The sequence below is a fragment of the Streptomyces sp. RP5T genome (assembly GCF_003933965.1).
Taxonomy (GTDB): Bacteria; Actinomycetota; Actinomycetes; order Streptomycetales; family Streptomycetaceae; genus Streptomyces.
The window spans coordinates 1-26,359 of record NZ_RSAJ01000057.1 but is presented as its reverse complement, the minus strand read 5'-3'; the positions used below and the strand labels follow the sequence as shown (position 1 = coordinate 26,359).

The 26,359-nt window shown below is 70.6% G+C and carries 28 protein-coding genes and 2 pseudogenes; 21 read left to right on the top strand and 9 right to left on the bottom strand.

Annotation, left to right across the window (positions count from 1 at the left end; genetic code table 11):
• Positions 1-59: 59 nt before the first annotated feature.
• A complete protein-coding gene (locus EHS43_RS09220; protein ID WP_125190037.1) occupies positions 60-602 on the bottom strand; it encodes an RNA polymerase sigma factor in 543 nt (180 codons plus the stop codon).
• Positions 603-726: 124 nt separating this feature from the next.
• Here EHS43_RS09220 and EHS43_RS09215 point away from each other — a divergent pair, with 124 nt between their 5' ends.
• Genes EHS43_RS09215 through EHS43_RS09205 form a run of 3 tightly spaced genes read left to right on the top strand, consistent with a single transcriptional unit; the run spans position 727 to position 2,983 of the window.
• Entirely contained in the window at positions 727-1,113 is a 387-nt protein-coding gene (locus tag EHS43_RS09215; protein ID WP_125190036.1) for a GntR family transcriptional regulator, read from the top strand.
• Positions 1,110-2,024 (top strand): ABC transporter ATP-binding protein, encoded by a 915-nt coding sequence (locus EHS43_RS09210; protein WP_125190035.1) that lies wholly within the window; start codon positions 1,110-1,112, stop codon positions 2,022-2,024. The genes EHS43_RS09215 and EHS43_RS09210 overlap by 4 nt, the downstream gene beginning before the upstream one ends.
• Positions 2,021-2,983 (top strand): hypothetical protein, encoded by a 963-nt coding sequence (locus EHS43_RS09205; protein ID WP_125190034.1) that lies wholly within the window; start codon positions 2,021-2,023, stop codon positions 2,981-2,983. The genes EHS43_RS09210 and EHS43_RS09205 overlap by 4 nt, the downstream gene beginning before the upstream one ends.
• A 542-nt stretch (positions 2,984-3,525) precedes the next feature.
• On the opposite strand, the pseudogene EHS43_RS47535 reads toward EHS43_RS09205, so the two are convergent.
• The 3 genes and pseudogenes from EHS43_RS47535 to EHS43_RS09185 all read right to left on the bottom strand — a co-directional run.
• A pseudogene (locus EHS43_RS47535) lies at positions 3,526-3,960 on the bottom strand (hypothetical protein); the annotation flags it as partial.
• 45 nt (positions 3,961-4,005) lie between these two features.
• Positions 4,006-4,401, bottom strand: a complete 396-nt coding sequence (locus EHS43_RS09190; RefSeq protein WP_260470450.1) for a hypothetical protein — start codon at positions 4,399-4,401, stop codon at positions 4,006-4,008.
• Between the two features lie 32 nt (positions 4,402-4,433).
• The gene (locus EHS43_RS09185; protein ID WP_260470449.1) at positions 4,434-4,841 is read right to left on the bottom strand and encodes a recombinase family protein; all 408 of its coding nucleotides are present in this window, start codon (positions 4,839-4,841) and stop codon (positions 4,434-4,436) included.
• A 119-nt stretch (positions 4,842-4,960) separates the two neighbouring features.
• On the opposite strand from EHS43_RS09185, the gene EHS43_RS09180 reads away from it, so the two are divergent.
• The 4 genes and pseudogenes from EHS43_RS09180 to EHS43_RS47530 form a co-directional block, all read left to right on the top strand.
• A complete protein-coding gene (locus EHS43_RS09180; protein ID WP_125190031.1) occupies positions 4,961-6,004 on the top strand; it encodes a DNA-binding transcriptional regulator in 1,044 nt (347 codons plus the stop codon).
• Entirely contained in the window at positions 6,001-6,690 is a 690-nt protein-coding gene (locus tag EHS43_RS09175; protein WP_125190030.1) for a YdcF family protein, read from the top strand. The genes EHS43_RS09180 and EHS43_RS09175 overlap by 4 nt, the downstream gene beginning before the upstream one ends.
• Before the next feature lie 28 nt (positions 6,691-6,718).
• Complete coding sequence (locus tag EHS43_RS09170) at positions 6,719-7,444, top strand: WbqC family protein (RefSeq protein WP_125190029.1); 726 nt, start codon at positions 6,719-6,721, stop codon at positions 7,442-7,444.
• Positions 7,445-7,667: 223 nt separating this feature from the next.
• Positions 7,668-7,804 (top strand): annotated as a pseudogene (locus EHS43_RS47530) (site-specific integrase); the annotation flags it as partial.
• Between the two features lie 117 nt (positions 7,805-7,921).
• Here the strand turns inward: EHS43_RS47530 and EHS43_RS09160 are convergent.
• Positions 7,922-8,569: a hypothetical protein gene (locus tag EHS43_RS09160; protein WP_185806178.1), complete on the bottom strand. Its 648-nt coding sequence runs from the start codon at positions 8,567-8,569 to the stop codon at positions 7,922-7,924.
• 303 nt (positions 8,570-8,872) lie between these two features.
• Here EHS43_RS09160 and hemL point away from each other — a divergent pair, with 303 nt between their 5' ends.
• The 8 genes from hemL to EHS43_RS09115 all read left to right on the top strand — a co-directional run bounded on the left by hemL (position 8,873) and on the right by EHS43_RS09115 (position 17,030).
• Complete coding sequence (gene hemL, locus EHS43_RS09150; RefSeq protein ID WP_125190026.1) at positions 8,873-10,192, top strand: glutamate-1-semialdehyde 2,1-aminomutase; 1,320 nt, start codon at positions 8,873-8,875, stop codon at positions 10,190-10,192.
• Positions 10,189-10,878 (top strand): histidine phosphatase family protein, encoded by a 690-nt coding sequence (locus EHS43_RS09145; protein WP_125190025.1) that lies wholly within the window; start codon positions 10,189-10,191, stop codon positions 10,876-10,878. The genes hemL and EHS43_RS09145 overlap by 4 nt, the downstream gene beginning before the upstream one ends.
• Positions 10,879-11,042: 164 nt before the next feature.
• Positions 11,043-12,326, top strand: a complete 1,284-nt coding sequence (locus tag EHS43_RS09140) for a hypothetical protein (protein ID WP_125190024.1) — start codon at positions 11,043-11,045, stop codon at positions 12,324-12,326.
• A 66-nt stretch (positions 12,327-12,392) separates the two neighbouring features.
• Positions 12,393-12,998: a TlpA disulfide reductase family protein gene (locus EHS43_RS09135; RefSeq protein WP_125190023.1), complete on the top strand. Its 606-nt coding sequence runs from the start codon at positions 12,393-12,395 to the stop codon at positions 12,996-12,998.
• A 1-nt stretch (position 12,999) separates the two neighbouring features.
• Positions 13,000-13,773, top strand: coding sequence for a cytochrome c biogenesis CcdA family protein (locus EHS43_RS09130; protein WP_125190022.1), 774 nt, complete (start codon positions 13,000-13,002; stop codon positions 13,771-13,773).
• A 3-nt stretch (positions 13,774-13,776) separates the two neighbouring features.
• A complete protein-coding gene (locus tag EHS43_RS09125; protein ID WP_260470448.1) occupies positions 13,777-15,507 on the top strand; it encodes a cytochrome c biogenesis protein ResB in 1,731 nt (576 codons plus the stop codon).
• Positions 15,504-16,586: a c-type cytochrome biogenesis protein CcsB gene (gene ccsB / locus EHS43_RS09120; protein WP_125190021.1), complete on the top strand. Its 1,083-nt coding sequence runs from the start codon at positions 15,504-15,506 to the stop codon at positions 16,584-16,586. Before EHS43_RS09125 ends, ccsB begins: the two co-directional genes overlap by 4 nt.
• Positions 16,587-16,625: 39 nt before the next feature.
• Positions 16,626-17,030, top strand: a complete 405-nt coding sequence (locus EHS43_RS09115; RefSeq protein WP_125190020.1) for an SRPBCC family protein — start codon at positions 16,626-16,628, stop codon at positions 17,028-17,030.
• 34 nt (positions 17,031-17,064) lie between these two features.
• On the opposite strand, the gene EHS43_RS09110 is transcribed toward EHS43_RS09115, so the two are convergent.
• Positions 17,065-18,330, bottom strand: a complete 1,266-nt coding sequence (locus EHS43_RS09110; protein ID WP_125190019.1) for a PucR family transcriptional regulator ligand-binding domain-containing protein — start codon at positions 18,328-18,330, stop codon at positions 17,065-17,067.
• Between the two features lie 93 nt (positions 18,331-18,423).
• Between EHS43_RS09110 and EHS43_RS09105 the strand changes: the two genes are divergently transcribed.
• Both EHS43_RS09105 and EHS43_RS09100 read left to right on the top strand, forming a co-directional pair.
• Positions 18,424-18,882: a nucleoside deaminase gene (locus EHS43_RS09105; RefSeq protein WP_125190018.1), complete on the top strand. Its 459-nt coding sequence runs from the start codon at positions 18,424-18,426 to the stop codon at positions 18,880-18,882.
• Complete coding sequence (locus tag EHS43_RS09100) at positions 18,875-19,849, top strand: isopenicillin N synthase family oxygenase (protein WP_125190017.1); 975 nt, start codon at positions 18,875-18,877, stop codon at positions 19,847-19,849. Before EHS43_RS09105 ends, EHS43_RS09100 begins: the two co-directional genes overlap by 8 nt.
• A 226-nt stretch (positions 19,850-20,075) precedes the next feature.
• On the opposite strand, the gene EHS43_RS09095 is transcribed toward EHS43_RS09100, so the two are convergent.
• Both EHS43_RS09095 and EHS43_RS09090 read right to left on the bottom strand, forming a co-directional pair.
• A complete protein-coding gene (locus EHS43_RS09095) occupies positions 20,076-21,467 on the bottom strand; it encodes a cytosine permease (RefSeq protein WP_125190016.1) in 1,392 nt (463 codons plus the stop codon).
• Positions 21,468-21,548: 81 nt separating this feature from the next.
• Positions 21,549-21,938, bottom strand: coding sequence for a PLD nuclease N-terminal domain-containing protein (locus EHS43_RS09090; protein WP_125190015.1), 390 nt, complete (start codon positions 21,936-21,938; stop codon positions 21,549-21,551).
• A gap of 87 nt (positions 21,939-22,025) precedes the next feature.
• Here EHS43_RS09090 and EHS43_RS09085 point away from each other — a divergent pair, with 87 nt between their 5' ends.
• The 4 genes from EHS43_RS09085 to EHS43_RS09070 all read left to right on the top strand — a co-directional run bounded on the left by EHS43_RS09085 (position 22,026) and on the right by EHS43_RS09070 (position 25,743).
• Positions 22,026-23,483, top strand: a complete 1,458-nt coding sequence (locus EHS43_RS09085) for a menaquinone biosynthesis decarboxylase (RefSeq protein WP_125190014.1) — start codon at positions 22,026-22,028, stop codon at positions 23,481-23,483.
• Complete coding sequence (locus EHS43_RS09080) at positions 23,480-23,950, top strand: hypothetical protein (RefSeq protein WP_125190013.1); 471 nt, start codon at positions 23,480-23,482, stop codon at positions 23,948-23,950. The genes EHS43_RS09085 and EHS43_RS09080 overlap by 4 nt, the downstream gene beginning before the upstream one ends.
• On the top strand, positions 23,950-24,864 hold the full coding sequence (gene mqnP, locus EHS43_RS09075) for a menaquinone biosynthesis prenyltransferase MqnP (RefSeq protein ID WP_125190039.1): 915 nt from the start codon (positions 23,950-23,952) through the stop codon (positions 24,862-24,864). Before EHS43_RS09080 ends, mqnP begins: the two co-directional genes overlap by 1 nt.
• A gap of 360 nt (positions 24,865-25,224) precedes the next feature.
• Positions 25,225-25,743 (top strand): Uma2 family endonuclease, encoded by a 519-nt coding sequence (locus EHS43_RS09070; protein WP_125190038.1) that lies wholly within the window; start codon positions 25,225-25,227, stop codon positions 25,741-25,743.
• On the opposite strand, the gene EHS43_RS09065 is transcribed toward EHS43_RS09070, so the two are convergent.
• Positions 25,734-26,336 carry a rhomboid family intramembrane serine protease gene (locus EHS43_RS09065; RefSeq protein ID WP_125190012.1) on the bottom strand — a complete coding sequence of 201 codons (603 nt, stop codon included), beginning with the start codon at positions 26,334-26,336 and terminating at the stop codon, positions 25,734-25,736. The two genes, EHS43_RS09070 and EHS43_RS09065, sit on opposite strands and share 10 nt — an antisense overlap.
• Positions 26,337-26,359: the final 23 nt, after the last annotated feature.

The window sequence follows — 26,359 nt, the reverse complement described above, 5'->3', positions numbered from 1 at the left end:
ATCCACAGCCGGCCCCCTCCGTCGCCCCCGCACGGGACCCCGCATTCGTCCGTCGGTGTTCACGCGAGGGCCTCCCTCAGTTGCTTGCGGGCCCGCATCGCGCGGGTCTTGACCGTGCCGGGCGGGATGCCCAGCAGGACGGCGGCCTCGCGGGTGGTGAGGCCGTCGATGACCGTGGCCTGGAGCACCGCCCGCAGCTCCGGTGAGAGCCGGACGAGGGCGCCCGCGAGATCCCCGTGCTCCACCCCCGCGAGCACGCGTTCCTCCGCGGACGCCTCGTCCCGGTGCCGCAGCCGGGACAGGGCCTGCCTGAGCCGCCCGCGCGCCCCGTCCCCCCGCAGCGCGTCGATCAGCCGCCGCGAGCCGATCCGCCACAGCCACCCGGCCACGTCGCCTTCCTCGCGGTAGCGCGCGGTCCCCCGCCACACCGCGAGGAACGTCTCCTGCACCACGTCGTCGACCAGGCCCGGGTCCGCGCAGCGCCCCCGCAGCCGGGCGAGCAGCCAGGGCGCGTACCGCCGGTACAGCTCCTCGAAGGCGCGCCGGTCGCCGTCCGCCGCGATGGCCCGCAGCAGATCCCCGTCGCTTCTCGTTTCCCTCACACCCCTCCATCGGCCGAGCCCCGCCGACCGGTTCACGCGACGACGAGGAAAGCACGCGCTTGACTTTCCCGACTCTCTTCCACCACCCTTTCACTACTCAATTAGTGAAAGGGTGGTTGTCCGCGTGGTCGAGTACCGCATCGACCGGCGCTCCGGCGTCGCCACCTACGTGCAGATCGTCCAGCAGACCAAACAGGCCCTCCGACTGGGCCTCCTCGAACCCGGGGACCGGCTCCCCACGGCCCGCGAGGTCGTGGAGGCCACCGCCATCAACCCGAACACCGTGCTCAAGGCGTACCGCGAGCTGGAGCGCGAGGGCCTCGTCGAGGCCCGCCGCGGCCTCGGCACCTTCGTCCGCCGCACCCTCGGCACCCACACCGCCGACACGCCCCTGCGCGCCGAGCTCGACGACTGGGCCCGGCGCGCCCGGGCGGCCGGACTCGGGCGCGAGGACGTCGACGCCTTCTTCACCGCCGTACTCGACGAGCACTTCCCGAAGGGGGACCAGTGAGTTCCAGCACCACCCCGGCCGTCGCCCTGGAGGCGTCCGGCCTGGGCAAGCGGTACGGCAGGCGGCCCGCCGCACTCGACGGCTGCTCCTTCCGGCTGCCCAAGGGCCGCATCAGCGCGCTGGTCGGCCCCAACGGCGCCGGCAAGTCCACCCTCCTCGCGATGGCCGCCGGTCTGCTGCGGCCCACCTCCGGCACCCTCACCGTCCTCGGCGCAGCGCCCGGCGAGGCCCGCGAGCGGGTCGCCCACCTCGCCCAGAACAAGCCGCTGTACCCCCAGCTCACCATCGCCGAGACCCTGCGCATGGGCGCCGAGCTCAACCCGGCCCGCTGGGACGCCGCCCTCGCCGCCCGGGTCGTCGAACAGGGCGAACTGGACCCGGGGTCCCGCATCCGCGGCCTCTCCGGCGGCCAGCGCACCCGGGTCGCGCTCGCCCTCGCCCTCGGCAAGCGGCCCGACCTGATGCTCCTCGACGAGCCGATGGCCGACCTCGACCCGCTCGCCCGGCACGAACTGATGGGCACCCTGATGGCGGACGCCGCCGAGCACGGCACCACCGTGCTGATGTCCTCGCACATCGTCGCCGAGCTCGCCGACGCCTGCGACCACCTGCTGCTCCTGGGCGGCGGCCGGGTCCGGCTCGGCGGCGGCGTCGACGACCTGCTCGCCGCCCACACCCTGGTCACCGGCCGCGGCACCCCCGCCGACCTGGCCCCGCACACGGTGATCGAGTCCCGTGCCGCGGGCCGCGGCCTGACCGCCCTGATCCGCCGGGACGGCCCGGTCGGCGAGGGCTGGGCGACCGAGGACCCCTCCCTGGAGGAACTGGTGCTCGCCCATCTCCGCGCCCCCGAGGCCCCCGCACTGCTCACCCCGGGCACCTCCGCGACCGCGCAGGCGGTGACCGCGTGAACACCGCGACCCTCGAAGAAACGCCCGCCCCCGCCGTCGTACGGCACACTCCGCGCGGCCTGGTCCGCACCGTCCTGCGCCTGCACCGCACCGCCCTGTGGATCTGGCTCGCCTTCGTGGCGTTCACCGCCGGCCTGCTGCTGTGGCTGACCGGCCCCGGAGCCGACGCCACCGCCCGGCAGCTGGAGCGGTACGGCTACGGCGGGGTCCTGGACGCCGCCTACTCCCAGCAGACGCTGCTCCACTTCACCTCGGGCACGTTCAACGACCTCTTCTACGACCCGAACACCCTGATCACCCTGGCCTCCTTCGCCGTCGCCCTGTTCGCCGGCGGTCCGCTGACCGCCCGTGAACTGGAGAGCGGCACCGCCCAGCTCGCCTGGACCCAGTCCGTCTCCCCGGCCCGCTGGCTCACCGCCAAGCTCGCCGTGCCGGCCGCCTTCGTCGTCGTGGGGACCGGTGTCCTCACCCTGCTGTACCTGCGGCTGTGGTCCGCGCACGGTAACCTGCTGATCGCCGGCATCGGTCCCCGCTCCGTGTACTTCTCCCTCGGACCGGCCACCGTCGCCGCCCCCCTGCTGGGTCTCGCCCTCGGTGCCCTGATCGGCCTCGCCGTCCGCCGCACCCTGCCCGCGCTCGCCCTCAGCGGCTTCGCGTACTTCCTGGTCCACGCCTTCCGCGGCAACCACTGGCCCTTCCAGGGCCGCTACCAGCAGCCGGAGCTGCACTCCCGCAGCAGCGCGATCACCTCCACCGGCGCCGGGATCAGCGACCCGGGGTGCTACTCGGACAAGGCCTGCCTCGCCCGGCACGACGTCGTCCGCTTCACCCGCACGTACCTGCCGTCCCCCGACTACTGGCCCCGCCAGCTGCTGGAGACCGGCGTCCTGCTCGCCCTCACCGCCGTGGCCGTCGCCCTCGCGTTCGGTGTGCTGCGCCGACGGGCGGCCACCCGATGAGCGCCCCGGCCCTCCTGCCGGCGGGGCTCGCCCGGACCGTGCTGCGGCTGCACCGCACGGCGCTGCTCGTGTGGGCGGTCTTCGTCGCCGGCTGCGTCGGTTACCTGGTGTGGCTGACCGAGGTCACCGCGGTCTCCGTCCGCGAGACCCTCGACGCGTGCCCCCGGGACGGGAGCATGTGCGGCATCGGGGCCTGGCACACGTACAGCGAGTCCATGGGCTGGATCAGCACCTTCATGTACTACGGCTTCTGGGCCGTCGCCGCCTGGGCGGGCGGCGCCCTCATCGGCCGCGAGCTGGAGAGCGGCACGGCGCGGCTCGCCTGGACGCAGGGCGTGTCCCCGGTGCGCTGGCTGGCCGCCAAGCTCGCGCTGCCCGCGCTCGCGCTGCTCGTCGGGGGTGCCGTGTTCGTCCCCGTGTACCGCTGGGCCTGGTCGGCGCACCGGGACCTGATGGGCGACAACCTCCACTTCAACGACGTGTTCGCCGACCACGGCCCGCTGGTGGTGGCGTACGCCCTGTGCGCACTCGCCGTCGGCACGCTCACCGGCCTGCTGCTGGGTGTAGGTCTCGATGCGGTGGGGGATGCCCAGGCGTCGGGACAGCGTTGTGAAGAGGGGTTGGTAGAGGGCGTTGACGAGGTCGGTCACGGCCGCGTCGCCCAGGGCTTGGGCGTAGGCGCGTTGGTAGCGGCGGCCGTTCGTGGGGTCGGTGGACAGCTCGTAGGGGGCGTTGTCGAGGGCGCTGAAGAGGACCTCGGCGGGGATGCCGAAACGGTCGCGCAGGCGGGCGGCCATCGCGAAGGCCAGGGACTGCACGAGTGAGGTGCCGATGTGCGGTGCGCCGTTGATCTGGGTGCCGACTACCAGCACGATCCCCTCCGGGGGAGTGTCCAGGATGCGGGGAGTCAGGATGTCCTCGGCGCGGAGAAGGGCGTTGGCGAGCACGGTGTTAGGTGAGACGAGGTGGGTCGTCACAGGTTTCCCCTTGATGTTGGGGTAGTGGGGCGTGGGGCCCGAGCCCTAGAGATAGGCGTCGGCGTGCGCTTCGTCCTTGGCCGCGGCGACGTACGGGTGCTGGAGCGCGGCATGGAGGGCGTCCACGTCGGTGAGGGTGTCGTCGTCAGGCAGCTCGCACCATCCGCCGAACCAGTCGTCGAGCAGTTCCAGCCCGGGGGCGACGAGCCAGGAATTGGTGGAGAGGTGCCGTACCGGAAGGTCCTCCCAGCTGGCTGGCGCGTCGGTCGGTACGGCGTAGTAGAGACGCCCGTTGGGCCTGTCATAGAGCACGGGGCCGACGGAGATGCCGGTGCCGCGGAGGTAGGCCAGAGCCAAGAGGCCCATCTCGGCCGAGGTGCGCACGACGTCCCAGCCGTCGCCGACCTTCAGTAGCCGCAGTCCCGGCACGTCGTTCACCATGGGCGCACTTCGCAATGCGTCACGCACGGACATCACACACCTCCCTGCGGCCGAAGACTTTGGCTTGCGCTGAGCGAAGAAGCGGATCGTGTGAGAGGGCGGACCACAATCAGACGAGCGCCTGTTGCTGTTATCTGCCGCTCGCGCTCGGTGCCGAGGCCCTTCGGGCCGAGGTGGCTGAGAGCTGGAACTACGGCCCCGTAGGCATCGGGGAGTTCGAGCGCGTCGAGCAGACCGACGAAGGCGGGGGAGCGGACGATCACTGTGGCGTCGCGGTCGGTGAAGACGCCGCACAAGGCTAGTTCGTGCCGGTCGCAGTATTCGGTGAGGCAGTCGACGAGAGCCGTATGGCGGGGTAGGCCGCCGGTGACGTGACGCAGGTAGCCGAAGACCTGAGGGAAGGCGACGGGGTGGCGTTCGGTGATGAGGTCGTCGTCCATGCCCACAGCGTCGGCCGTCGTGCACGGCCTCGAAATGACCTGCTGTTGTACTTCCGTTGCACTTCCCGCTCCACGTCGTAACTGACAGTGCTTCCATACGTGACGTAGGGAGGTCATCCGTGGTCAGCGTGCAGCAGTGGACGGGGCGGGAGGCGAGCGCCCTGCGCGCCGCGTTGCGTATGAGCATGCGCGCTTTCGCCGAGCACCTCGGTGTCGCGCTGCGCACGGTCGCGAAGTGGGAGAGCCGCGGGACGGAGACGCAGCCCCGCCCGGACACCCAGGCCATCCTCGACACTGCGCTCGCACGGGCGGACTCCGCCGCCCAATCCCGGTTCGAGGCGGTGCTGTTCCCTGAGCGGAAGAGCGCGCGGCCAGCGGACTACGAGACGTGGACCGAGGACATCGAGCGTGCTGTTGTCTGCATCAGCCGCCAGGACTTTCCCTTCGCCTCAATCCTGTTGAACCGCTGGTTGGGCAGCCGTGCACCGCACCAATTGAACGATAAGGGTCTGTATTTGTACGGCCGTTCCCTCGTGCTTCTTGGCGACATCCAGCGCGATCAGGGCGCGATCCTCGGCCCACTGTCAGCCCGGCACTCCTACCTGACCGCTCGCGGCATGTTCACCGAGCTCGACATCCCGCGCCGGGTGGCCCAGATCGAGCTGTCCCTCGCTGTCGTCCAGGAGATGTCGGGCCAGCTGGAATCCTCCGCCCGCCATTACGAACTGCTCGCCGGGGACGAGCGCTTGAGCCCGCGCGACCGCGCCAGGGCCCGGCTCTGGGTGGGTACGGCGCTGAGCAAGGAGGGCGACAACGAGTACGCCACCGGCGTCATGGTCGAGGCCACCCGCTCCTTCGAGGACCTGGGCGAACCGGAGGACTGGTCGGTCGCGCACCAGAAGCTGGCCCTGGCCCACCGCGGTGCCGGCGACCTGAAGCAGGCCCTGCACTACATCGGCATCGCGCGCACAACCGGCGCGGTCGACTCCCCGATGCAGCGGGTGCGGTTGGACACCGCGTACGGGCACATCCTTCTGTCGGATGCGGCGACCCGGAATGATGGGCTGTCCGTCCTCGACCAGGCGGCACAGGTGGCTCGCCAGTACGGGCTGAGCCACCAGCTGCGCAGCATCGAGGACATCCGGAAGGACCAGCAGGGATGAGCCAGGGAGTGCCAGTGCCGGAGCACGAGCAGCGCCAGATCACCGACGAGCAGTTCCGCGACGCGACGCTGGTCTGGAACTACCACCAGATGGGCCACGAGCAGCGGCCCTGCTCGGCGGCGATCGGCCTGGGCAGCCACGACCTCGGCGTCGCCACGGCGGCCGCCGGCCTCTACCGCGCCGGCCTCTTTCCGGTCGTGGTCTTCAGTGGCGGCAACAGCCCCACCACCCGGGCCCGCTTCCCGCGCGGCGAGGCGGTGCACTACCGCGAGCATGCGCTGAGCCTGGGCGTGCCGGACGAAGCGATCCTGGTCGAACCGAAGGCAGCCAACACTGGTCAGAACGTCACGTTCTCCCGCGAGCTGCTGGCCGAGGCCGGCATCGCGGTGGAGTCGCTGCTGCTGATCTCCAAGCCGTACATGGAGCGCCGCTCGTACGCGACGTGCCGCAAGCTGTGGCCCGAGGCGGAGGTTGTCTGCGCCTCCGAGCCACTGGAGTTGGACGACTACATCAAGTCCATCGGCGACGAGAAGCTCGTCGTCGACATGCTCGTCGGCGACCTGCAACGGGTGATCGAGTACCCGAAGCTTGGCTTCGCCGTCGAGCAGGACGTACCGGGGGATGTGTATGACGCTTACGAGCGCCTTCTGCGCGACGGATTCGACAGCCGCCTCATCGGCACCTGACCCGTCCCATGCCGGTTCGCCTGGTGGGGTGTGCGCGATCCACCAACCGAACCTGTTCCCGCGACTGTCCACGGTGGCGAAGCTGTACGCCGCCGACCGGTGGATCGTTCTCGACGACGTCCAGTTCGCCCGGCGCGACTACCAGCACCGGGCTCGTCTGGCGGCCCTGGACGAGCCCGCTCGGCAGCAGTGGCTCACGCTTCCGACCCGCCTTCCTCACGGGCGCCCGACACCGATCGACCAGGCACGGCTCGCCGAACCCTGCCGATCCCGTCGCACCGTCAGCCTGTTGACACGCCAGTACTACGGCCGCAGCCGCTACTGGCCCGCGGTGCGCAACGTCCTGGACGCGGTTCTCGATCAGTTCGAGGACACCGACCGTGTATCCGACGTTGCCAAGGCGTCGACGGTCGCCCTGCTCTCCGCGTTGGGCTGGAGCGGCGAGGTACTGCGCAGCAGCGCGATTCCGACCCGGGTGGGCCGGTCAGAGAGACTCGCCGACCTTGCCGCGGCCACCAGCAGCACCCACTACCTCTGCGGCACGGGCGGCTGGCGCTACCTCGACGCTCAGGCGTTCGATCGCCACGGCATCCAGGTGCTGTCCTTCCACACCCCTGTGGACGCAGGCGACCCACTCTGGCGGTGGGCTCGCCACATCAGCAGCCTCTGGGCGCTGAGCCGGATCGGGCCGGAAGCCCTGGCTGCCATGCTGGCGGCCGAACGAGACCATCGGCTTATGGGGGGCTTCACGTGACCGAGCCGCAGGTGCCGGGCAAGGAGCCGTTCCTGTACGGGCTTGTTCCGCTGCTGCCTCCTGTTGGGCGTGCTGGCGGGTGCGGTGCCAGTGCCGCGTAGGCGACCGCGGTGAGCGCGACGTCCGGAACCGCTCCCGCATCGCCACCGACCTGGACAGCACACGCGTCCTGCGCCGCAGCGTCCAGGCGATCTGGAAGGACCCCGCACGGCACGAGGACGGTGCCTCCGTGCTCCTGGACGCGGGGGAGAGCATCAAGGCGCTCTCCGAGTACCTCGGCCACTCGGATCTAGGCTTCACGCTGCGGACGTACACGAACCTGCTGCCGTCCAGCGAGACCGCACCCGTAAGGCAATCGATGACGCCTTCATGGAACCGGAGATCCAGGAGCCCGGGGCAACCCAGGGCACATCCGTGCCCCCCGCACATGAAAAGGGCGGGGTCGGAAACCCCGCCCGAAACGATGGAAACCCCGGCTCACGGCCAGACAAGGCAATAAGGCTGGTGCCCCGCCTCATGCAGCCGGTGGGAGAAGTCCTGCCACTCGTGCAGCAGTTGGTACACGTTGAACGCGTCCCGCGGGCCGCCCCGGTCCGGGACCGTCGACCAGATGAACGCCGCCGCGCCGACCGCTTCCTCGCCTATGCCGCGCAAGGGGTCCACGACCGTCATGGGGAGCCTGACCACCGCGTAGTCGGGGTGCAGGACGACCAGTTCGAGCGGGGGGACCTTGTGGAGGGGGACGCCCTCGATGCCGGTGAGGACCATGGCCGCCATGGTCTCCGGCTTGATCTTGGTGAACATGCCGTTCATGCCGAGCTCGTCGCCGCCGAGTTCCTCGGGGCGCATCGAGATCGGGACCCGGGCCGCGGTCGCGCCGTCGGGCGCGCCGAAGTACTTGTACGTCACCCCCACCCGACCACCATTCCTGCTTCCCGCCCTCAACGGATCGATACGACGTTCGATACGTCGCTCGTTGCGTTCCGACTCATCCGGGGTGCCCGGGGCACCGCGTCCCTGACGTGTCTCGGCCGCTTCCTCCGCCTCGCGTCGGTGCCTTCCCCGCCGGGCACGTCGAGGACCCAGGTCATCAGTCCCCTCGCCCAGTCCGCCACCGCGATGCATATCTCCACCCGACTGCTTTTCTAGGACGCGTGGCCCCCGCCGCGCAACCCGATCATCGTGTCAGTGACCTCCCCCACGGCCGCTCGCCGAAACGTGCGTTGAAACACCTGTCCGCAGGATCTTCGCAGCCCCTGAACGGACGGCTCCGTGCCATCGTCTCCGTGAGCTGTGTGTATCTGCATCCAGTTTCGCAGATCGTGGGGCGCCGGGGGCTTTCGAGGGCTGGCCTACCCTGAGGTAGTCACCGGCAACGGAGTCCGAGAAAGCCGAACAAACCGGAGAAGGTCGGAGTAGTCGCAGGATATGAGTGAATTGCCCTATTCATACGAGGCGCCTGTCTCGCAGGCCCTGTTCGACCGCGCGTCCGCCGTCACGCCCGGCGGCGTGAACTCCCCGGTCCGCGCCTTCCGTGCCGTCGGCGGCACCCCCCGCTTCATGGTGTCCGGCACCGGCCCGTACCTGACCGACGCCGACGGGCGCGAGTACGTCGACCTCGTCTGCTCCTGGGGACCCATGATCCTCGGGCACGCGCACCCCGAGGTCATCGCCGCCGTCCAGGAGGCGGTGTCGAAGGGCACCTCCTTCGGCACCCCGGGCGAGGGAGAGGTCGCGCTCGCCGAGGAGATCGTCGCCCGCGTCGAGCCGGTCGACCAGGTGCGGCTCGTCTCCAGCGGGACCGAGGCCACCATGTCCGCGATCCGGCTGGCCCGCGGCTTCACCCGGCGCACCAAGGTCATCAAGTTCGCCGGGTGTTACCACGGTCACGTCGACTCCCTGCTCGCCTCGGCGGGCAGCGGAGTGGCCACCTTCGCCCTGCCCGACACCCCCGGTGTCACCGGTGCCCAGGCCGGGGACACGATCGTGCTGCCGTACAACGATCTCGAAGCCGTGCACGAGGCCTTCCACCGCCACCCCGGCGAGATCGCCTGTGTGATCACCGAGGCCTCGCCCGGAAACATGGGCGTCGTGCCGCCCCTGCCCGGGTTCAACCAGGGACTCAAGGACGCCTGCGCGCAGAACGGCGCCCTCTACATCTCCGACGAGGTCATGACCGGGTTCCGTACCAGCCGCAGCGGCTGGTACGGAATTGACGGGGTCAAGCCGGATCTCATGACCTTCGGGAAGGTCATGGGCGGTGGCTTCCCCGCCGCCGCGTTCGGAGGGCGCGCCGACGTCATGGCCCACCTCGCTCCCGCCGGGCCCGTCTACCAGGCCGGCACCCTCTCCGGGAACCCGGTCGCCACCGCCGCCGGCCTCGCCCAGCTGCGGCTGCTCGACGAGGCGGCCTACACCAAGGTCGACGCCGTCTCCGCGCAGATCCAGGCGCTGGTGACCGAGGCGCTCGGCAAGGAGGGCGTCGCGCACACCGTGCAGAACGCCTCCAACATGTTCTCGGTGTTCTTCACCGACCGTCCGGTGCGCAGCTACGAGGACGCCAAGGCGCAGGAGTCCTTCCGGTTCACCGCGTTCTTCCACTCCCTTCTGGAGAACGGCGTCTACCTGCCGCCGTCCTCCTTCGAGTCGTGGTTCGTCTCCACGGCCCACGACGAGCAGGCGGTTCAGCGCATCGCCGACGCCCTCCCGGCGGCGGCCCGAGCGGCGGCGGAGGCCACGGCAGCATGAGCACCCCGACCCCCAGCGACATCACCGTCGTCCACCTCATGCGGCACGGTGAGGTCGCCAACCCCGACGGAGTTCTCTACGGCCGTCTCGCGGGCTACCACCTGTCCGAGCTCGGGCGGCAGATGGCCGACCGGGTCGCCGAGCACCTCGCCCCCCGGGACGTCACCTACGTCTGCGCCTCCCCGCTGGAGCGGGCGCAGGAGACCGCCACGCCGATCGCCAAGGCGCACGGCCTCGACCTCGCGACCGACGAGCGGCTCATCGAGGCGGAGAACGTCTTCCAGGGCAAGACCTTCGGCGTCGGCGACGGGGCGCTGAAGAACCCGGACAACTGGAAGCACCTCGTCAACCCCTTCAAGCCGTCCTGGGGAGAGCCGTACATCGACCAGGTCGTCCGGATGAAGGGCGCGCTGGACGCGGCCAGGGACCGGGCGCGCGGGCACGAGGCGGTGCTGGTGAGCCACCAGCTGCCGATCTGGATCGTGCGGTCGTACGTCGAGAAGCGGCGGCTGTGGCACGACCCGCGCAAGCGGCAGTGCACGCTCGCGTCCCTCACGTCCTTCACCTACCAGGGCGACCGGATCGTGTCCGTGGGGTACTCCGAGCCCGCGATCGATCTCGTGCCGGTGCACCTCCGGGCCGGCGCCAAGCCCGCGAAGGGTAAGTCCAAGGCTTTTGGGGCGTAGTGGTTCGTGGGGGACTGCGGGTCCGTCGTGGCTGGTCGCGCAGTTCCCCGCGCCCCTGAAGGGGCGCGTCTCTGTTACCGAATCCGCAAATTGCAGCGGAACCTCCCCTCTCCTCGTCTCCTCTGACTGGGTGACCACCCAGGAACGTGACGAAGCGGGGAAGCATGCACTCTTTTACGCGAAGGGGAGCCATAGGCCTCGGGGCGGGCGCCGCGGCCGCCGTCGGACTCTCGGGGTGCGGCACTCTCACCGGATCGGACGGCTCGGACGGGGTGACCCACGGGGCAGGCTCCACTCCCGGCAAGAAGCCGACCCCCACCGCCCGGCCCATCGGCGACGGCTCCACCTCCTTCACCGGCAAGCAGCCCCACCAGCCCGGCAAGCCGGTGCCGCTGGAGCCCGGTCAGACCCCGCCCCAGTTCGTCGTGTTCTCCTGGGACGGCGCCGGCGAGGTCGGCAACGGCCTCTTCCCCCGCTTCCTCGACCTCGCCAGGAAGTACGACGCGCACATGACCTTCTTCCTCTCCGGGCTGTATCTGCTGCCCGAGTCGAAGAAGCGGCTCTACAACCCCCCGAACAACCCGCGCGGTGCCTCCGACATCGGCTACCTCACCGACGAGCACGTCAAGGCGACCCTGACGAACGTCCGCCGGGCCTGGCTGGAGGGCCACGAGATCGGCACCCACTTCAACGGCCACTTCTGCTCCGGCTACGGCACCGTCGGCAACTGGACGCCCCAGCAGTGGAAGAGCGAGATCGAGCAGGCGAAAGCTTTCGTCAAGGAGTGGCGCACCAACACCGGCTGGACCGACCTGCCCGCGCTGCCCTTCGACTACGACAAGGAACTCGTCGGCGGCCGCACCCCCTGCCTCCTGGGCCAGGACAACCTGCTGCCCACCGCCCGTGAGCTCGGCTGGCGCTACGACGCCTCCTCGCCCGGCGGCCGCCAGGTCTGGCCCGGGAAGAAGAAGGGCATATGGGACCTGCCGCTCCAGCAGATACCCTTCCCCGGCCGCAGCTTCGAGGTCCTGTCCATGGACTACAACATGCTCGCCAACCAGTCGGTCAACTCGACCAACGCGCCCGCCTACAACTACCCGGCCTGGCGCAAGCAGTCCGCCGAGGCCTACATCGCCGGCTTCCAGCGGGCCTACGAGACCAACCGCGCCCCCTTCTTCGTCGGCAACCACTTCGAGCACTGGAACGGCGGCATCTACATGGACGCCGTCGAGCAGGCCTTCAAGCACATCGCCCGCGAGAAGGAGAAGGGCGCGGACGTGCGCATGGTCTCCTTCCGGCAGTTCGTCGACTGGATGGACGTACAGAAGCCCGAGGTGCTCGCCGAGCTCCGCACGCTCGACGTCGGCCAGGAGCCGGCAGGCGGCTGGAAGACCTTCCTCAAGGCGCCCTCGACACCCTCCTCGACGGCCTCGTCGAACGCTGCCTGAAATGCGGGTTTCCGCCCGCAAGGGGGGTGCGCAAGATCCCCGGAACGGGCATGCGAAACTTTTCACATGAGTGCCAGTCGTAGCCGCTCCCGAGTCCGCACCACCCTGCTCACCGCGGGTGCCGCAGCCGCAGCGCTGACCCTGTCCGCCTGCGGTTCGGGCGGCACCTCGGGCGGAGGCGGCGACACCAACTTCATCATGGGCGCGGACGGCATCTCGACGGCCGAGCAGGGGGACCGGGGCGCCGTCCCCGACCTGTCCGGCAAGACCGTCGACGGGGGGCAGCTCGACGTCGCCGAGTACAAGGGCAAGGTCGTCGTCCTGAACATGTGGGGCTCCTGGTGCGCCCCCTGCCGGGCCGAGGCACCCAACCTGGAAGCGGTCTACCAGCAGCTCAAGGGCACGGGCGTGCAGTTCGTCGGCGTCAACACCCGCGACACCAGCGTCCAGAACGCCCGTGCCTTCGAGAAGGACATGGGCATCACCTTCCCCAGCCTGTACGACCCGACGGGCAAGCTGATGCTGCGCTTCTCGAAGGGCACCCTCAACCCGCAGGCCGTGCCCTCCACGCTCGTCATCGACCGGGACGGGAAGATCGCCGCCCGCTCACTGGCCGCGCTCAGCGAGGGCAAGCTGCGCAAGATGATCGACCCGGTCCTCGCGGAGAAGTGACGTGAGCGCAGTCGTCACGCTCGCCGCCGAGACGGGCTACAACGGCACCGTCCTGAACGGCGCCCTGCTCCTCGCCCTGCCCATCGCGGTCCTCGGCGGCCTCGTCTCCTTCTTCTCCCCCTGCGTCCTGCCGCTGGTCCCCGGCTATCTGTCGTACGTCACCGGCGTCACCGGCACCGATCTGGCCGAGGCCCGGCGCGGCCGCATGGTCGCCGGTGCCTCCCTGTTCGTACTCGGCTTCACCGCGGTGTTCGTCTCCAGCGGGGCGCTGTTCGGCTACTTCGGCCAGACGCTCCAGGAGAACCAGGGCGTGCTGTCCAAGGTGCTGGGCGTGCTCATGATCCTCATGGGCGTCTTCTTCATGGGCCTGATGCCCTGGATGACCCAGCGGGAGTTCCGCTTCCACAACAAGCCCACCATGGGGCTGCTCGGCGCCCCGCTGCTCGGCGCGCTGTTCGGTATCGGCTGGACCCCCTGCATCGGCCCGACCCTCGCCTCGGTGATCGCCCTGTCCTCCCAGCAGGGCAGCGCGGGGCGCGGTGCCATACTGACCGTCGCCTACTGCCTCGGCCTCGGAGTGCCCTTCGTGCTCGCCGCGGTCGCCTTCCGCAAGGCGCTCGGCGCCTTCGGCTGGGTCAAGCGCCACTACGTCTGGGTCATGCGCATCGGCGGCACCATGATGATCGTGACCGGGCTGCTGCTGTTGACCGGCGCGTGGGACCGCCTCGTGCAGGACGTCCAGTCCTGGTCCGCCGGCTTCACTGTGGGGATCTGATCCATGAGCAAGACCGCACCCGACACCCCCGACGCCTCCGTCGGCGACCAGGACCTCGGCGCCGCCGGCTCCCAGCTGTCCACCGCCCCCGTGGAGTCCGCGCCGAACCTGCCGTCGCTGGGGGTGATCGGCTGGGCCCGCTGGTTCTGGCGCCAGCTGACCTCCATGCGGGTCGCGCTGCTGCTGCTCCTGCTGGTGGCGCTGGGCGCGATCCCCGGCTCGCTCATCCCGCAGACCGGCACCGACGCCACCAAGGTCGCCGACTTCGTCAAGAAGAACCCCACCCTCGGGGACGTCTACGACAAGCTCGGCCTCTTCCACGTCTACAGCTCGGTGTGGTTCTCCGCGATCTACATCCTGCTGTTCATCTCCCTCATCGGCTGCATCGTCCCCCGCACCTGGCAGTTCGTCGGACAGCTGCGCAGCCGCCCGCCGGGCGCGCCCAAGCGGCTGACCCGGCTGCCCGCCTACACCACCTGGCGCACCGGTGCCGAGCCCGAGCAGGTCCGCGAGGCCGCGCTCACCCTGCTGAAGAAGCGGCACTTCCGCGCCCACCTCGCCGGGGACAACGTCGCCGCCGAGAAGGGCTACCTCCGTGAGGTCGGCAACCTCGCCTTCCACATCGCGCTGATCGTGATGCTGACCGCCTTCGCCTGGGGCCAGCTGTTCAAGTCCGAGGGCAACAAGCTGGTCGTCGAGGGCGACGGGTTCTCCAACACCCTCACGCAGTACGACGACTTCAAGTCCGGGAACCTCTTCGACACCGGTGACCTGGTGCCGCTCAGCTTCCGGCTGAACAAGTTCACCGGCACCTACGAGACCTCCGGCCCCAACAAGGGCACCCCGCGCCTCTACCAGGCCGCCCTCACCTACAGCGAGGGCGCCTACGGCAAGGACCGCAAGACCCTCGTCAAGGTCAACGAGCCGCTGGAGATCGGCGACGCGAAGGTCTATCTCACCGCCCACGGCTACGCCCCCCTCATCACCGTGCGCGACGGCAAGGGCAAGGTCGTCTTCCACGACGCGGTCGCCCTGCTGCCGCTGGACTCCAACGTCACCTCCACCGGTGTGATCAAGGTCCTCGACGGCTACCGCAACGCCAAGGGCGTCAGTGAGCAGCTGGGCATCTCGGCCTTCTTCCTGCCGACCTACACCACGGGCAGCGAGACGGCCTCCACCTTCCCCGCGCTGAACAACCCGGTGCTCAACCTCACGCCGTACCACGGCGACCTCGGGGTCGACTCGGGCATCCCGCAGAGCGTGTACCAGCTGGACAAGTCGCATGTGAAGGACTTCAAGGACGCCAAGGGCCAGGAGCTCCGGAAGAACCTGAGGCCCGGTCAGACCATGCAGCTCCCGAACGGCGCCGGTTCGGTCACCTACGAGGGCACCAAGCAGTGGGCGAACTTCCAGGTCGTCCAGCAGCCCGCCAGTGGCTGGGCCCTCGGCGGCGCCCTCACCGCGATCTTCGGCCTCGCCGCGTCCCTGTTCATCCAGCGCCGCCGGGTGTGGGTGCGGGCGGTACGCGGCGACGACGGCGTGACGGTCGTGGAGATGGCCGGCCTCGGCCGCAGCGAGTCGGCGAAGGTGCCGGAGGAGCTGGGCGAGCTGGCGGGAGTCCTGTACGACCAATCGCCGGGTACGACGGCCGACCCAGGGGCGCGGGGAACTGCGCGACCAGCCCCCACCGACTCGCAGCCGACCAACGAGCAATCTGAAGGGTCTGCAAAGTGACTCTCGCCACCGCCACCAACGAGCACCTCGCCAACATCAGCAACACGCTGATCTACTCCTCCATGGCCGTCTACACCCTGGCCTTCTTCGCGTACATCGCCGAATGGCTCTTCGGCAGCCGCAGCAAGGTCGGCCGCACGGCCGCCGCGCTCACCGCCGACACCAAGGCCAAGGGCAAGGCGCCCGCCGTCACCGTGAACCAGGGCGGCAGCACCGCCGTACTGGAGCGGCCGCAGGTCGTGGTGCGGTCGGCGGCCGGGGCGCGGGACGTGCCCGACGGGCCCGGGGCGCACGGCGGGGACGCGCAGGGCGACCTCTACGGGCGTATCGCCATCTCCCTCACGGTGCTCGCCTTCCTCGTCGAGCTCGGCGGGGTCATCGCCCGCGCGGCCTCGGTGGAGCGGGCGCCCTGGGGCAACATGTACGAGTTCAACATCACCTTCTCCACGGTGGCCGTCGCCGTGTACCTGGGGCTGCTGGCCCTGAAGAAGAACGTGCGCTGGCTCGGGCTGTTCCTGGTCACCACGGTCCTCCTGGATCTCGGCCTCGCCGTCACCGTCTTGTACACCGCCAGCGACCAGTTGGTTCCCGCCCTTCACTCGTACTGGCTGTACATCCACGTCTCCACCGCGATCTTCTGCGGCGCGGTGTTCTACGTCGGCGCGGTCGCCACGATCCTGTACCTCTTCAAGGACAGCTACGAGAACAAGATCGCGACCGGCGGCACCCCCGGCCGGTTCGCGAACTCCGTCCTGGACCGGCTGCCGGCCTCCGCGAGCCTCGACAAGTTCGCCTACCGCGTCAACGCGGCCGTCTTCCCGCTGTGGACGTTCACGATCATCGCGGGCGCGATCTGGGCGGGCGACGCGTGGGGCCGCTACTGGGGCTGGGACCCCAAGGAGACCTGGTCGTTCATCACCTGGGTCGCCTACGCCTGCTACCTGCACGCCCGCGCCACGGCCGGCTGGAAGGGCCGCAAGGCCGCCTACCTGGCGATGCTCGCGTTCGGCTGCTGGCTGTTCAACTACTACGGCGTCAACATCTTCGTCTCCGGCAAGCACTCGTACGCCGGCGTCTGACCACGTGCGGAACGCCGGGCTCCGCGCGACCCTGGTGTCATGACCGGTTCCGTCGAACACGGCAGCAGCCAGACCCACGGAAGCACCCGCATCCTGCACTTCCTGGTGCGGCTGCCGGCGCCCATGGAGCGGGTCTGGCCCGCCGTGGCCACCGCGGAGGGGCTCGCCGCCTGGTGGACCGGGGTGGAGACGCTCGAACCCCGGCTCGGCGGCGCGGTCGTGCTGCCGGGCCTGGGGGCGGGGCAGGTCACCGCGTGGGACGTGGACCGGGTCGCCGAGTACACGCTGGAGCGGGGCGGCCGGATCAGGTTCCACCTGGAGCGCGACGGGGACCAGGGGGCCGTCCTGCGTTTCACCCACGAGTACGAGGGCCACGGCGAGACCGAGTCCGCCTGGCGGACCCGGTTCGAGCGCCTGCTGGACACCCTGGACGCGGGCCTGTGAGGACCTTCGAGGGGACGCGCCGGGGCACTCCGCCCTAGGCGGTGCGCACGAGGTGCGGCGCGGTTCCCCGTGCCCCCATGGGGCGTTGTACCACCCGGTACGCGCAGGTCGCCGTGAGCAGTTCGCCCAGCAGGTCCGGGTCGTCGATGTCCAGGCCCAGCAACGACTCGATGCGCTCCAGGCGTTGGTACAGGGACTGGCGGCCTATGTGCAGCAGCGCCGCCGTGCGGGTCGGGGAGCAGCCGTTGCGCAGGTGCACCTCCAGGGTGCGCACCAGGTCGCTCGGGTGGGCCGCCTCCCAGGCCAGCAACGGCCCCAGGGCGTGCTGGACCAGGGCCGCCAGACGGTCCCGGTTGGCGTCCACCCCGCCCCGGGTCAGCTCCCGCTCCAACGCCAGGGCCCGGGACGAGGTCACCAACGGGCCGTCGGGGGCGCCCGGTTCGGCGGCGGGCACGGTCAGCGCCAGTTCCAGCGTCGTACGGGCCGCCCGCAGCGTGTCGCTCCAGCGCAGCCAGCCGTCGCCCTGGGCCACGGCATGTCCCACGGCGACCGTGAGGCCGGCGGCGGCCGTGGTGCGGAAGGCGTCCTGCACCGCCTTCACCGGGTCGCCGGGTCGTGCGCCCGGCAGGGACAGCAGGGCCAGGACGTCCCCCGGGAACGCGGCCCGCAGCACCCCGGCCCCGCCCAGCGGCCGTACCGCCCGGTCGACCGCGCTCGCGTCCCGTGTGCCGTGCAGGGACACTCCGATCAGACGGGCGCCGGGGCCGGGGTGGAAGCCCGCGAGCGCCGCCCGCGCCTCCACCTCCGGCTGGTTCAGTGCCGCCCGGTCGGCGAGGTCGGCCAGCAGGGCCGCCGTGTGGTCGTCGCCCCACGGCCGTACCACCGAACGGCCCGACAGCCCGCGGGCCACGATCGCCCGGTTGGCGGCCTCGGTGATCCGTACGAAGGGCACGACCCGGTGCAGGGCGAGGAGCGGCAGCTCACGGCGGCGTGCCTCGTCGACCACCTCGGCCGGCATGACCGGCAGGGAGCGGCCGACCTCCACGGCGAGCCCGGTGGCGCCCCGGGCGGCGAGCTCGCGGACGTACCGGCGGCGGATCGTCTCGTCGACGTCCGTCAGCCCGAAACCGTTGGTGAGCAGCAGCTCGCCGCCGTCCAGGAAGTTCGCGCCCTCGTAGACCTCGCTGGAGTGCACCCAGCGCACGGGGCGGTCGAGTCCGGTGCCTCCGGCCAGCAGTTCGGGCTCGGCGGCGCGCACGGGATCGAGGGCGAGGATCTCGCGAAGGGTGAGTGCGGGCATGCGCGCCTCCCGACAGTTCGTCCGGCTGTGGGCTGCCGGGAGAGTACTTTCCGCACGTTGCCCCGGTGTTTCGGCCACAGCAGAGTGAGAGGCATGGACCCTATGGATCAGGCACAGGCCCGGAGGTGGCTCGCCACCGCCGTCGAGGAGGCCCGCGCCGGGCTCGCCGAGGGTGGCATCCCCATCGGGGCCGCGCTCTACGGCGCCGACGGCACCCTCCTCGGGCGCGGCCACAACCGGCGCGTCCAGGACGACGACCCCTCCATGCACGCGGAGACGGCCGCGTTCCGGGCGGCCGGACGGCAGCGGTCGTACCGCGGCACGACGATGGTGACCACCCTCTCGCCCTGCTGGTACTGCTCCGGACTGGTCCGGCAGTTCGGGATCTCGCGCGTCGTGGTCGGGGAGGCCGCCACCTTCCACGGCGGCCACGACTGGCTGGCCGAGTACGGGGTGGAGATCGTGCTGCTCGACGATCCCGAGTGCGTCCGGATGATGACCGACTTCATCGAGAAGAACCCGGCACTGTGGAACGAGGACATCGGTGACTGACACCTCCCGGCCCCGCATTCCGACCATCGACCTCGGGCCCTGGCTCTCCGGGGACCCCGAGGCCCGCGCCGCCGTCGCCCGCACGCTCGACGACGCCCTCCGCACCGCCGGGTTCTTCCTGGTCACCGGGCACGGCGTCGATCCCGCCCTGCGCACCCGGATCCGGGAGGCGGCGCGGACCTTCTTCCGGATGCCCGCGGAGACCAAGAGGGCGTACGAGGCGAAGGTCGGCGGCCGCGGCTGGCTCGGACCCGGCGCCGAGGCCAACGGCTACTCGGAGGGCACCGAGACCCCGCCGGACCTCAAGGAGTCGCTGACCTTCGCCACCCACGACCCCTTCGAGGACCCGGCCGTCAACGCGCAGTGGTACGCGCCGAACGTCTGGCCCGCCGAGGTGCCCGAGCTGCGGGAGCTGTGCGAGGAGTACCTGGCGCGCATGGCGGAGCTGGAGAAGCGGCTGCTGACCCTGCTCGGCGAGGCGCTCGGGCTCGAACCCGACTTCTTCTCCCGGCACATGGACCACCCGACGTACGGCTTCAACATCAACTGGTATCCGGGCACCGAGGTCGTCGGTGAGCCGCAGCCGGGTCAGTTCCGGATCGGCCCGCACACCGACTTCGGCACGGTCACCATCCTCGACCGGCAGGCCGGCAAGGGCGGGCTCCAGGTGTTCACGGACGCGGGCGGCTGGGAGGACGCGCCCTTCGACCCGGCCGCCTTCACCATCAACATCGGTGATCTGATGGCCCGTTGGACCGGCGACCGGTGGCGCTCCGGACGCCACCGGGTGCTGCCGCCGCCGGCCGACGCGCCCGCCGAGGAGTTGATGTCCCTCGTCTACTTCGGCGAGTGCACCCCCGGCACGATCGTCGAGTCCGTCCCGGCGCCGGTCGGCCGGGTGGCGTACGAACCGGTCGACTCCCACGTGTACCTGAGGGAGAAGCTGGACTCGATCACGGTGGGCTGAGAAGGGCGCCCGCACCGGGGCGCGGTTCGACGGCCCTGCTACCGGGGGCCGTTCGCAACCGGGGGAGACCTGGACCAGCGCGACGTCCCGTGGGGGCCGCCGTGCCCGGTGACGGCGCTGCTGGCCGGGGCCGCGGTCGCCGGGGGTTCCGCTCAGCGGGCGGCGGCCCGGCGAGGCGGGCGTGGACGCCGATCCGCCCCCTGGACCGCCCCGGCGGCCGGACAGTTCACCGCGCCGGGAACCGCCTCCGCAGCGCCGCGTAGAGCACCGCGCTCACCATGAAGCCGACCAGCGGGGTTACGTCCCCGAACGCCGGCCAGTGCTCGGGGACGTAACCGACGTAGTCCTCCTGGTTGGAGAACAGCGGCACGGAGACCACCACGCCGGCCAACAGGGCCGCGAGCCCCGGCCGGTTGGTGAAGGAGCGGTCGGTCAGCAGGGCCGCCGACCGCTCCTGGGGCACCCGCGTCCGGAGCCACCGCTCCACCAGGACGACGCCCAGCCACGGCGCCACCCAGTACGCGATCACCAGCAGAAACGCCTCGTAGGCCGCCCCCGCGTCGGAGAGCGAGGCCCAGGCCGCCGCCGTGCCCGCCACCCCGGACACCACGACCAGCACGCTCCGGCTCAGCCAGGCGGGCAGGTTCAGCCCGAAGGAGGCGATCGAGATCGCGCCGGAGTACACGTTGAGGGCGTTCGCGGAGACCGCGCCCAGGATGATCGCGAGCAGGACCAGGTCGCCCAGCCAGCCGGGGAGATGGCCGGTGAAGGCCGCCGTCGGGGTGGCGTCCTTCGGGGCCAGGATGGTCGCCGAGGCCGCGCCGGTCACGGCCACCACGGTGACCGACAGGAACAGGCCGAGCGCCGGGTAGAGGACCGTCCTGACCTTGTCGGCCGTACGGGGCAGATAGCGCGAGTAGTCCGAGGCGTACGGGTTCCAGCCCGCCGCGTAGCCCCAGGCCGCGCTGAACGCGAGCAGGAACCCGCCGACGCCGCCGCCCGTGCCGCCCCCGCCGAGGTCGGCGTCCTTGAAGGTCCACACCCCGGCCAGCAGGAAGATCACCGCGAGGGCGGGGAAGGCGTACTTCTCGAAGACGTGGACGAAGTTGTGGCCGATGAAGCCGATCAGGATCTCGGCGGCCACCACCAGCAGGAGGGACGGCAGCGGCCTCAGCCCGGTCAGGGTGTTGAGCGCGAAGGCCGCGCTGACGCTGTTCACCGCGAACCAGCCCACGCCCGCCACCAGCCCGTTGGCCGCCGCGGGCAGGATATTGCCGCGGTACCCGAAGGACAGGCGGCCGATCACCATCTGCGGCACCCCGAACCGGGGCCCGTCCAGGGACAGCACCCCCTGGGTCAGCGCGCCGAGGGCGGTGCCGAGCACGATGGCGGCCGTGGCCTGCCAGAAGCTCAGCCCGAAGAAGAGGACCGCGATCACCCCGATGAAGACCGTGGCGAACTCGATGTTGGGCGAGGCCCAGGTCCACAGCAACTGGAGCGGGCCGCCGTGACGTTCGGACTCGGGGATGGGTTCCGAGCCCGCCGCCTCGACGGCGATGACCTTGTCGCCGTACGCGGGAGCGAGGGTGCCGGGGGAGTCGGCGGGAGCTGTCGTCATGCGAGGTAAGTGTCCGGCCCGCGTCCCGCTCCGCCCAGGGGCGAGATGTCCGCTTCGGGGGGCTCGCCGGCGTACAGCCTGTCAGTCGGCCCGGGGGTCCTCGCCCTGTTCCCGGCGGCGCAGCTCCTCCTCGCGGCGGCGCAGGTCCGCCTCCCAGTCCTTGAGCAGGGCCTCGTCCTTCTTGTTGTCGGCCTTGAGGGACTTCAGGAACTCGGGGTTGTCGTCCGGGGCGACGTACTCCGTGCGGTGGTTGCGGTGCCACTCGGAGGGGGTGCGGCCGTTCGCCGGCGGAGTGCGCAGCTTGCCCGCGGCGAGCCAGGCGACCGGGCCGACGATCCAGAACAGCAGGATGATGAAGACCCAGGCGATCTTGGGAAGGTGCTTGGCCTCGTCCTCGGGAGTGTTGAGGCAGTCGATGAACGCGTAGATCGTCAGCGCCAGCGGGATCAGGTACATCAGCAGGCGGAACATGTGCTCGGGCCCCCCAGGGAACGGTGTGTGGAGCCTGTGGCGGGCCCCTGACGGGGTCAGGGTAGCGGCTCGGGGATACTTGACCCCATGGCTTACGACGATCTTCGCTCCCTGCTCAGGGCACTGGAACGCGAGGGAGACCTCAAGCGGATCAAGGCCGAGGTGGACCCGTATCTGGAGGTCGGGGAGATCGTCGACCGCGTGCAGAAGGCGGGCGGCCCCGCGCTGCTCTTCGAGAACGTCCGCGGGTCGGCCATGCCGCTCGCCATGAACGTCTTCGGGACCGACCGCCGGCTGCTGAAGGCCCTGGGCCTGAAGTCGTACGGCGACATCTCCGACAAGATCGGCGGGCTGCTGCGTCCCGAGCTGCCGCAGGGCTTCGTGGGTGTGCGCGAGGCCTTCGGCAAGCTCGGCTCGATGACCCACGTGCCGCCGAAGAAGGTGAAGGCCGGGGACGCCCCGGTCCAGGAGGTCGTCCTCACCGGCGACGACGTGGACCTCGACCGGCTGCCCGCGCTCTTCACCTGGCCCAAGGACGGCGGGTCCTTCTTCAACCTGGGCCTGACCCACACCAAGGACCCGGAGACCGGGATCCGCAACCTCGGGCTCTACCGCCTCCAGCGCCACGACAAGCGCACGATCGGCATGCACTGGCAGATCCACAAGGACAGCCGCAACCACTACCAGGTCGCCGCCCGGCGAGGCGAGCGGCTCCCGGTCGCGATCGCCTTCGGCTGCCCGCCCGCGGTCACCTACGCCTCCACGGCCCCGCTGCCCGGGGACATCGACGAGTACCTCTTCGCCGGGTTCGTCGCGGGCAAGCGGATCGAGATGGTGGACTGCAGGACGGTCCCGCTCCAGGTCCCGGCGCAGGCCGAAGTGGTCATCGAGGGCTGGCTGGAGCCCGGCGAGATGCTGCCGGAGGGGCCCTTCGGGGACCACACCGGCTTCTACACCCCGCAGGAGCCGTTCCCGGCGCTGAAGATCGACTGCGTGACGATGCGGAAGCGGCCGCTGCTCCAGTCCATCGTCGTGGGCCGCCCCCCGACGGAGGACGGACCGCTGGGCCGCGCGACGGAACGCTTCTTCCTCCCGCTGCTGAAGATCATCGTCCCGGACATCGTGGACTACCACCTGCCCGAGGCGGGCGGCTTCCACAACTGCGCGATCGTCTCGATCGACAAGAAGTACCCGAAGCACGCGCAGAAGGTGATGCACGCCGTGTGGGGGGCACACATGATGTCGCTGACCAAGCTGATCGTGGTCGTCGACGCCGACTGCGACGTGCACGATCTGCACGAGGTCGCCTGGCGGGCGCTGGGCAACACGGACTACTCCCGTGACCTCTCGGTCGTCGAGGGGCCGGTCGACCACCTCGACCACGCCTCCTACCAGCAGTTCTGGGGCGGTAAGGCGGGCATCGACGCGACGAAGAAGTGGCCCGAGGAGGGCTACACGCGGGACGGCGGCTGGCCGGACATGGTGGAGTCCGACCCCGAGACGGCGGCGAAGGTCGACCGCCGGTGGAAGGAGTACGGCCTGTGAGTCCCCTCGCCGCGGGCGGCCCGGCCCTGTTCATCGGCACCGACACCGACTACGTGGCACTCGTGCGGCCCGCGCTGGACCCGGCCGACCCGGGTGTCCGGCAGGCCGCCGAGCAGGCCGGCGTCACGCCGGAGGAGCTCGCCGGCCCCGGTGACACCTGGGCGGTCCTCTTCGAGCGGGACGGCGAGGGCGACGGCTTCGAGCTGCCCGGCGTGCGCGACGCGGAACCCGTCGACTTCGCGGAGCGGCTGCGCGCGGAACTCACCGCGGCGTCCGGTCCGTTCACGGTCGACGGCGGAGCGGCCCTGCGGCTGGACGCCAGCCCGTCCGGCCCGGACGCCTACGCCTTCACCGCGCACGTCACCCCGCCCGCCGACATCGCGACACCGCTGACCGTGGAGACGGGCCCGTTGTCCGCCGCCGCACTTCTCACCGACCTCGACGCCTTCCTCGGGAGCCTCGCATGATGACCACCGCCGACGGGGTCGTGGGCCCGGCGCCGCAGCCGACCGGGAAGGTGAAGGGCTTCCTTCGCCTGGTGATGATCGAGCACTCGGTCTTCGCGCTGCCCTTCGCCTACATCGCCGCGCTGACCGCGATGTACGAGTGGGACAAGAACATCCACTGGGGGCGGCTGCTCCTGGTGACGATCTGCATGGTCGGCCTGCGGACCTTCGCGATGGCGGTCAACCGGATCATCGACCGCGAGATCGACGCGCGGAACCCCCGGACGGCACAGCGGGAGCTGGTCACCGGGGCGATGTCGGTCAGGCACGCCTGGACCGGGGCACTGGTGGCCGTCGTGGTCTTCCTCGGCTCGGCGGCGCTGCTGAACCCGCTGTGCCTGGCCCTGGCTCCCGTCGCAGTGATCCCGATGGTGGTCTACCCGTACGGCAAGCGGTTCACGAACTTCCCCCAGGCCATCCTCGGTCTCGCCCAGGCGATGGGCCCGATCGGCGGCTGGCTCGCGATCACCGGGGAGTGGTCCTGGGACGCGGTCGTCCTCGGTCTCGCCGTCGGCATCTGGATCGGCGGGTTCGACCTCATCTACGCCTGCCAGGACGTGGAGACCGACCGGGAGATCGGCGTGATGTCGGTGCCGGCGCGGTTCGGGATCCCGGCGGCGATCTGGGGCGCGCGGGTCTGTCACGCCCTGACCATGGGGCTGCTGGTCTGGTACGCCGTCGCGACGGAGGCGGGCGGCTTCTTCTGGGTCGGCCTGATGATCGTCGCCGGGGCGTTCGTGTACGAGCACTCGATCGTGCGGCCGCACGACCTGTCACGCCTGAACCGGGCGTTCTTCAGCGTCAACGGCTTCATCGGGATCGCCCTGTTCGTGTGTGCGCTGCTGGATCTCCTGGTACGGGGCTTGACGGTCTGAGCCCGGGTCCGCGGGTTCGTCGCGGACTGCGGGACGGTGGGGGCTGGTCGCGCAGTTCCCCGCGCCCCTGGGCGGGTGCAGGTCCTCGGCGTCAACCGGGTCCGCGGGTTCGTCGCGGACTGCGGGGCGGTGGGGGCTTGTCGCGCAGTTCCCCGCGCCCCTGGGTGGGTGCAGGTCCCCGGCGTCAACGGCTTCATCGGGATTGCCCTGTTCGTGTGTGCGCTGCTTGATCTCCTGGTTCGTGGTCTGACCGTGTGAGTACGGTCCGGCCTACCATCGAGGGCAGGACCTCAGGAGGCCACCGTGACTGTCATCTCGGACCTTGACCGCCTGCACTCGCAGCTCAGCAAGCTGGAGGACATGTTCCCCGGCTATCTGACGGAGATTGTCGAGGGCAGCATCGTGATGAACCCGGTCAGGCCGTTCCACGGGAAGACGATCCTCAGGGTGTCAGCCGGTCTTGAGGACCAGCTTTCACCGGATTGGGCCTTGGTGAGTGATGTGGCGTTCCCCTTCGACGACGCCAACGAGTTCTGCCCGGACATCGCCGTCATCCCGGCCGAGGCGGAGGCCGAGAACCGAAGCTCCTACCCCGCAGATCTGATCGAGTTCGTGGCCGAGGTGGTGTCGCCGGAGAGCGTGCGTCGTGACTACGAGATCAAGCCGCGTCGGTATGCCTCCCGGGGCATCCCCAACTACGTGATTCTCGATCCGCTGCGGGGCCACGCCGTGACCATGTGGAACCCGGGACCCGACGGATACCTGGGCCGCGACACCATCCCCTACGGCCCCGATCTGACCGTCGACTCCCCGCTCGGCAAGCTGACGATTCCCACCTCCCGGCTTCCCGTCGACCCGAAGGCCCGGCCTCAGAGCTGAACCACGTCCCGGCCGGTCCGGTGCCGGAACACGAACGCCGCCGTGACTCCCGCCGCCAGCCCCAGCAGATGCCCCTGCCAGCTGACCCCCGACTGGGTCGGTGCCAGGCCCACCAGGATCGACGTGCCCCAGACCGCCGCGACGAGGAGGCCCACCAGCACGCCCAGTGGCCTGCGCTCCACGAAGCCGCTCACCACCAGGTAGCCGAACAGGCCGAAGATCAGGCCCGACGCGCCCGCCGTGTTGGTGTGGGCCGGGGCCACGAGCCAGACGCCCAGGCCGTCGGCGACGACGATCAGGGCGCAGACGGCGGCGAAGCGGCGCAGTCCGCCGAGGGCCGCGAGGAAGCCCATCACCAGCAGCGGGACGCTGTTCGCGGCCACGTGGGCGAAGCCGAAGTGGACGAAGGCGGCCGGGACGACGTCGACCAGCTCGGACGGTGTGCGGGGGGTGATGCCGAGGCCGTCCAAGGCGTGATCGCTCGCCACGTCCACCACTTCGAGCAGCCACAGCAGCGCGACCCAGCCCACCATCAGCTTGGCCGCGGCCTTCGCACGGTCGCCGCGCGACCACTCCTGTTCCCTGCTCGACATGGCAACCCCCATCCCCTCGGAGA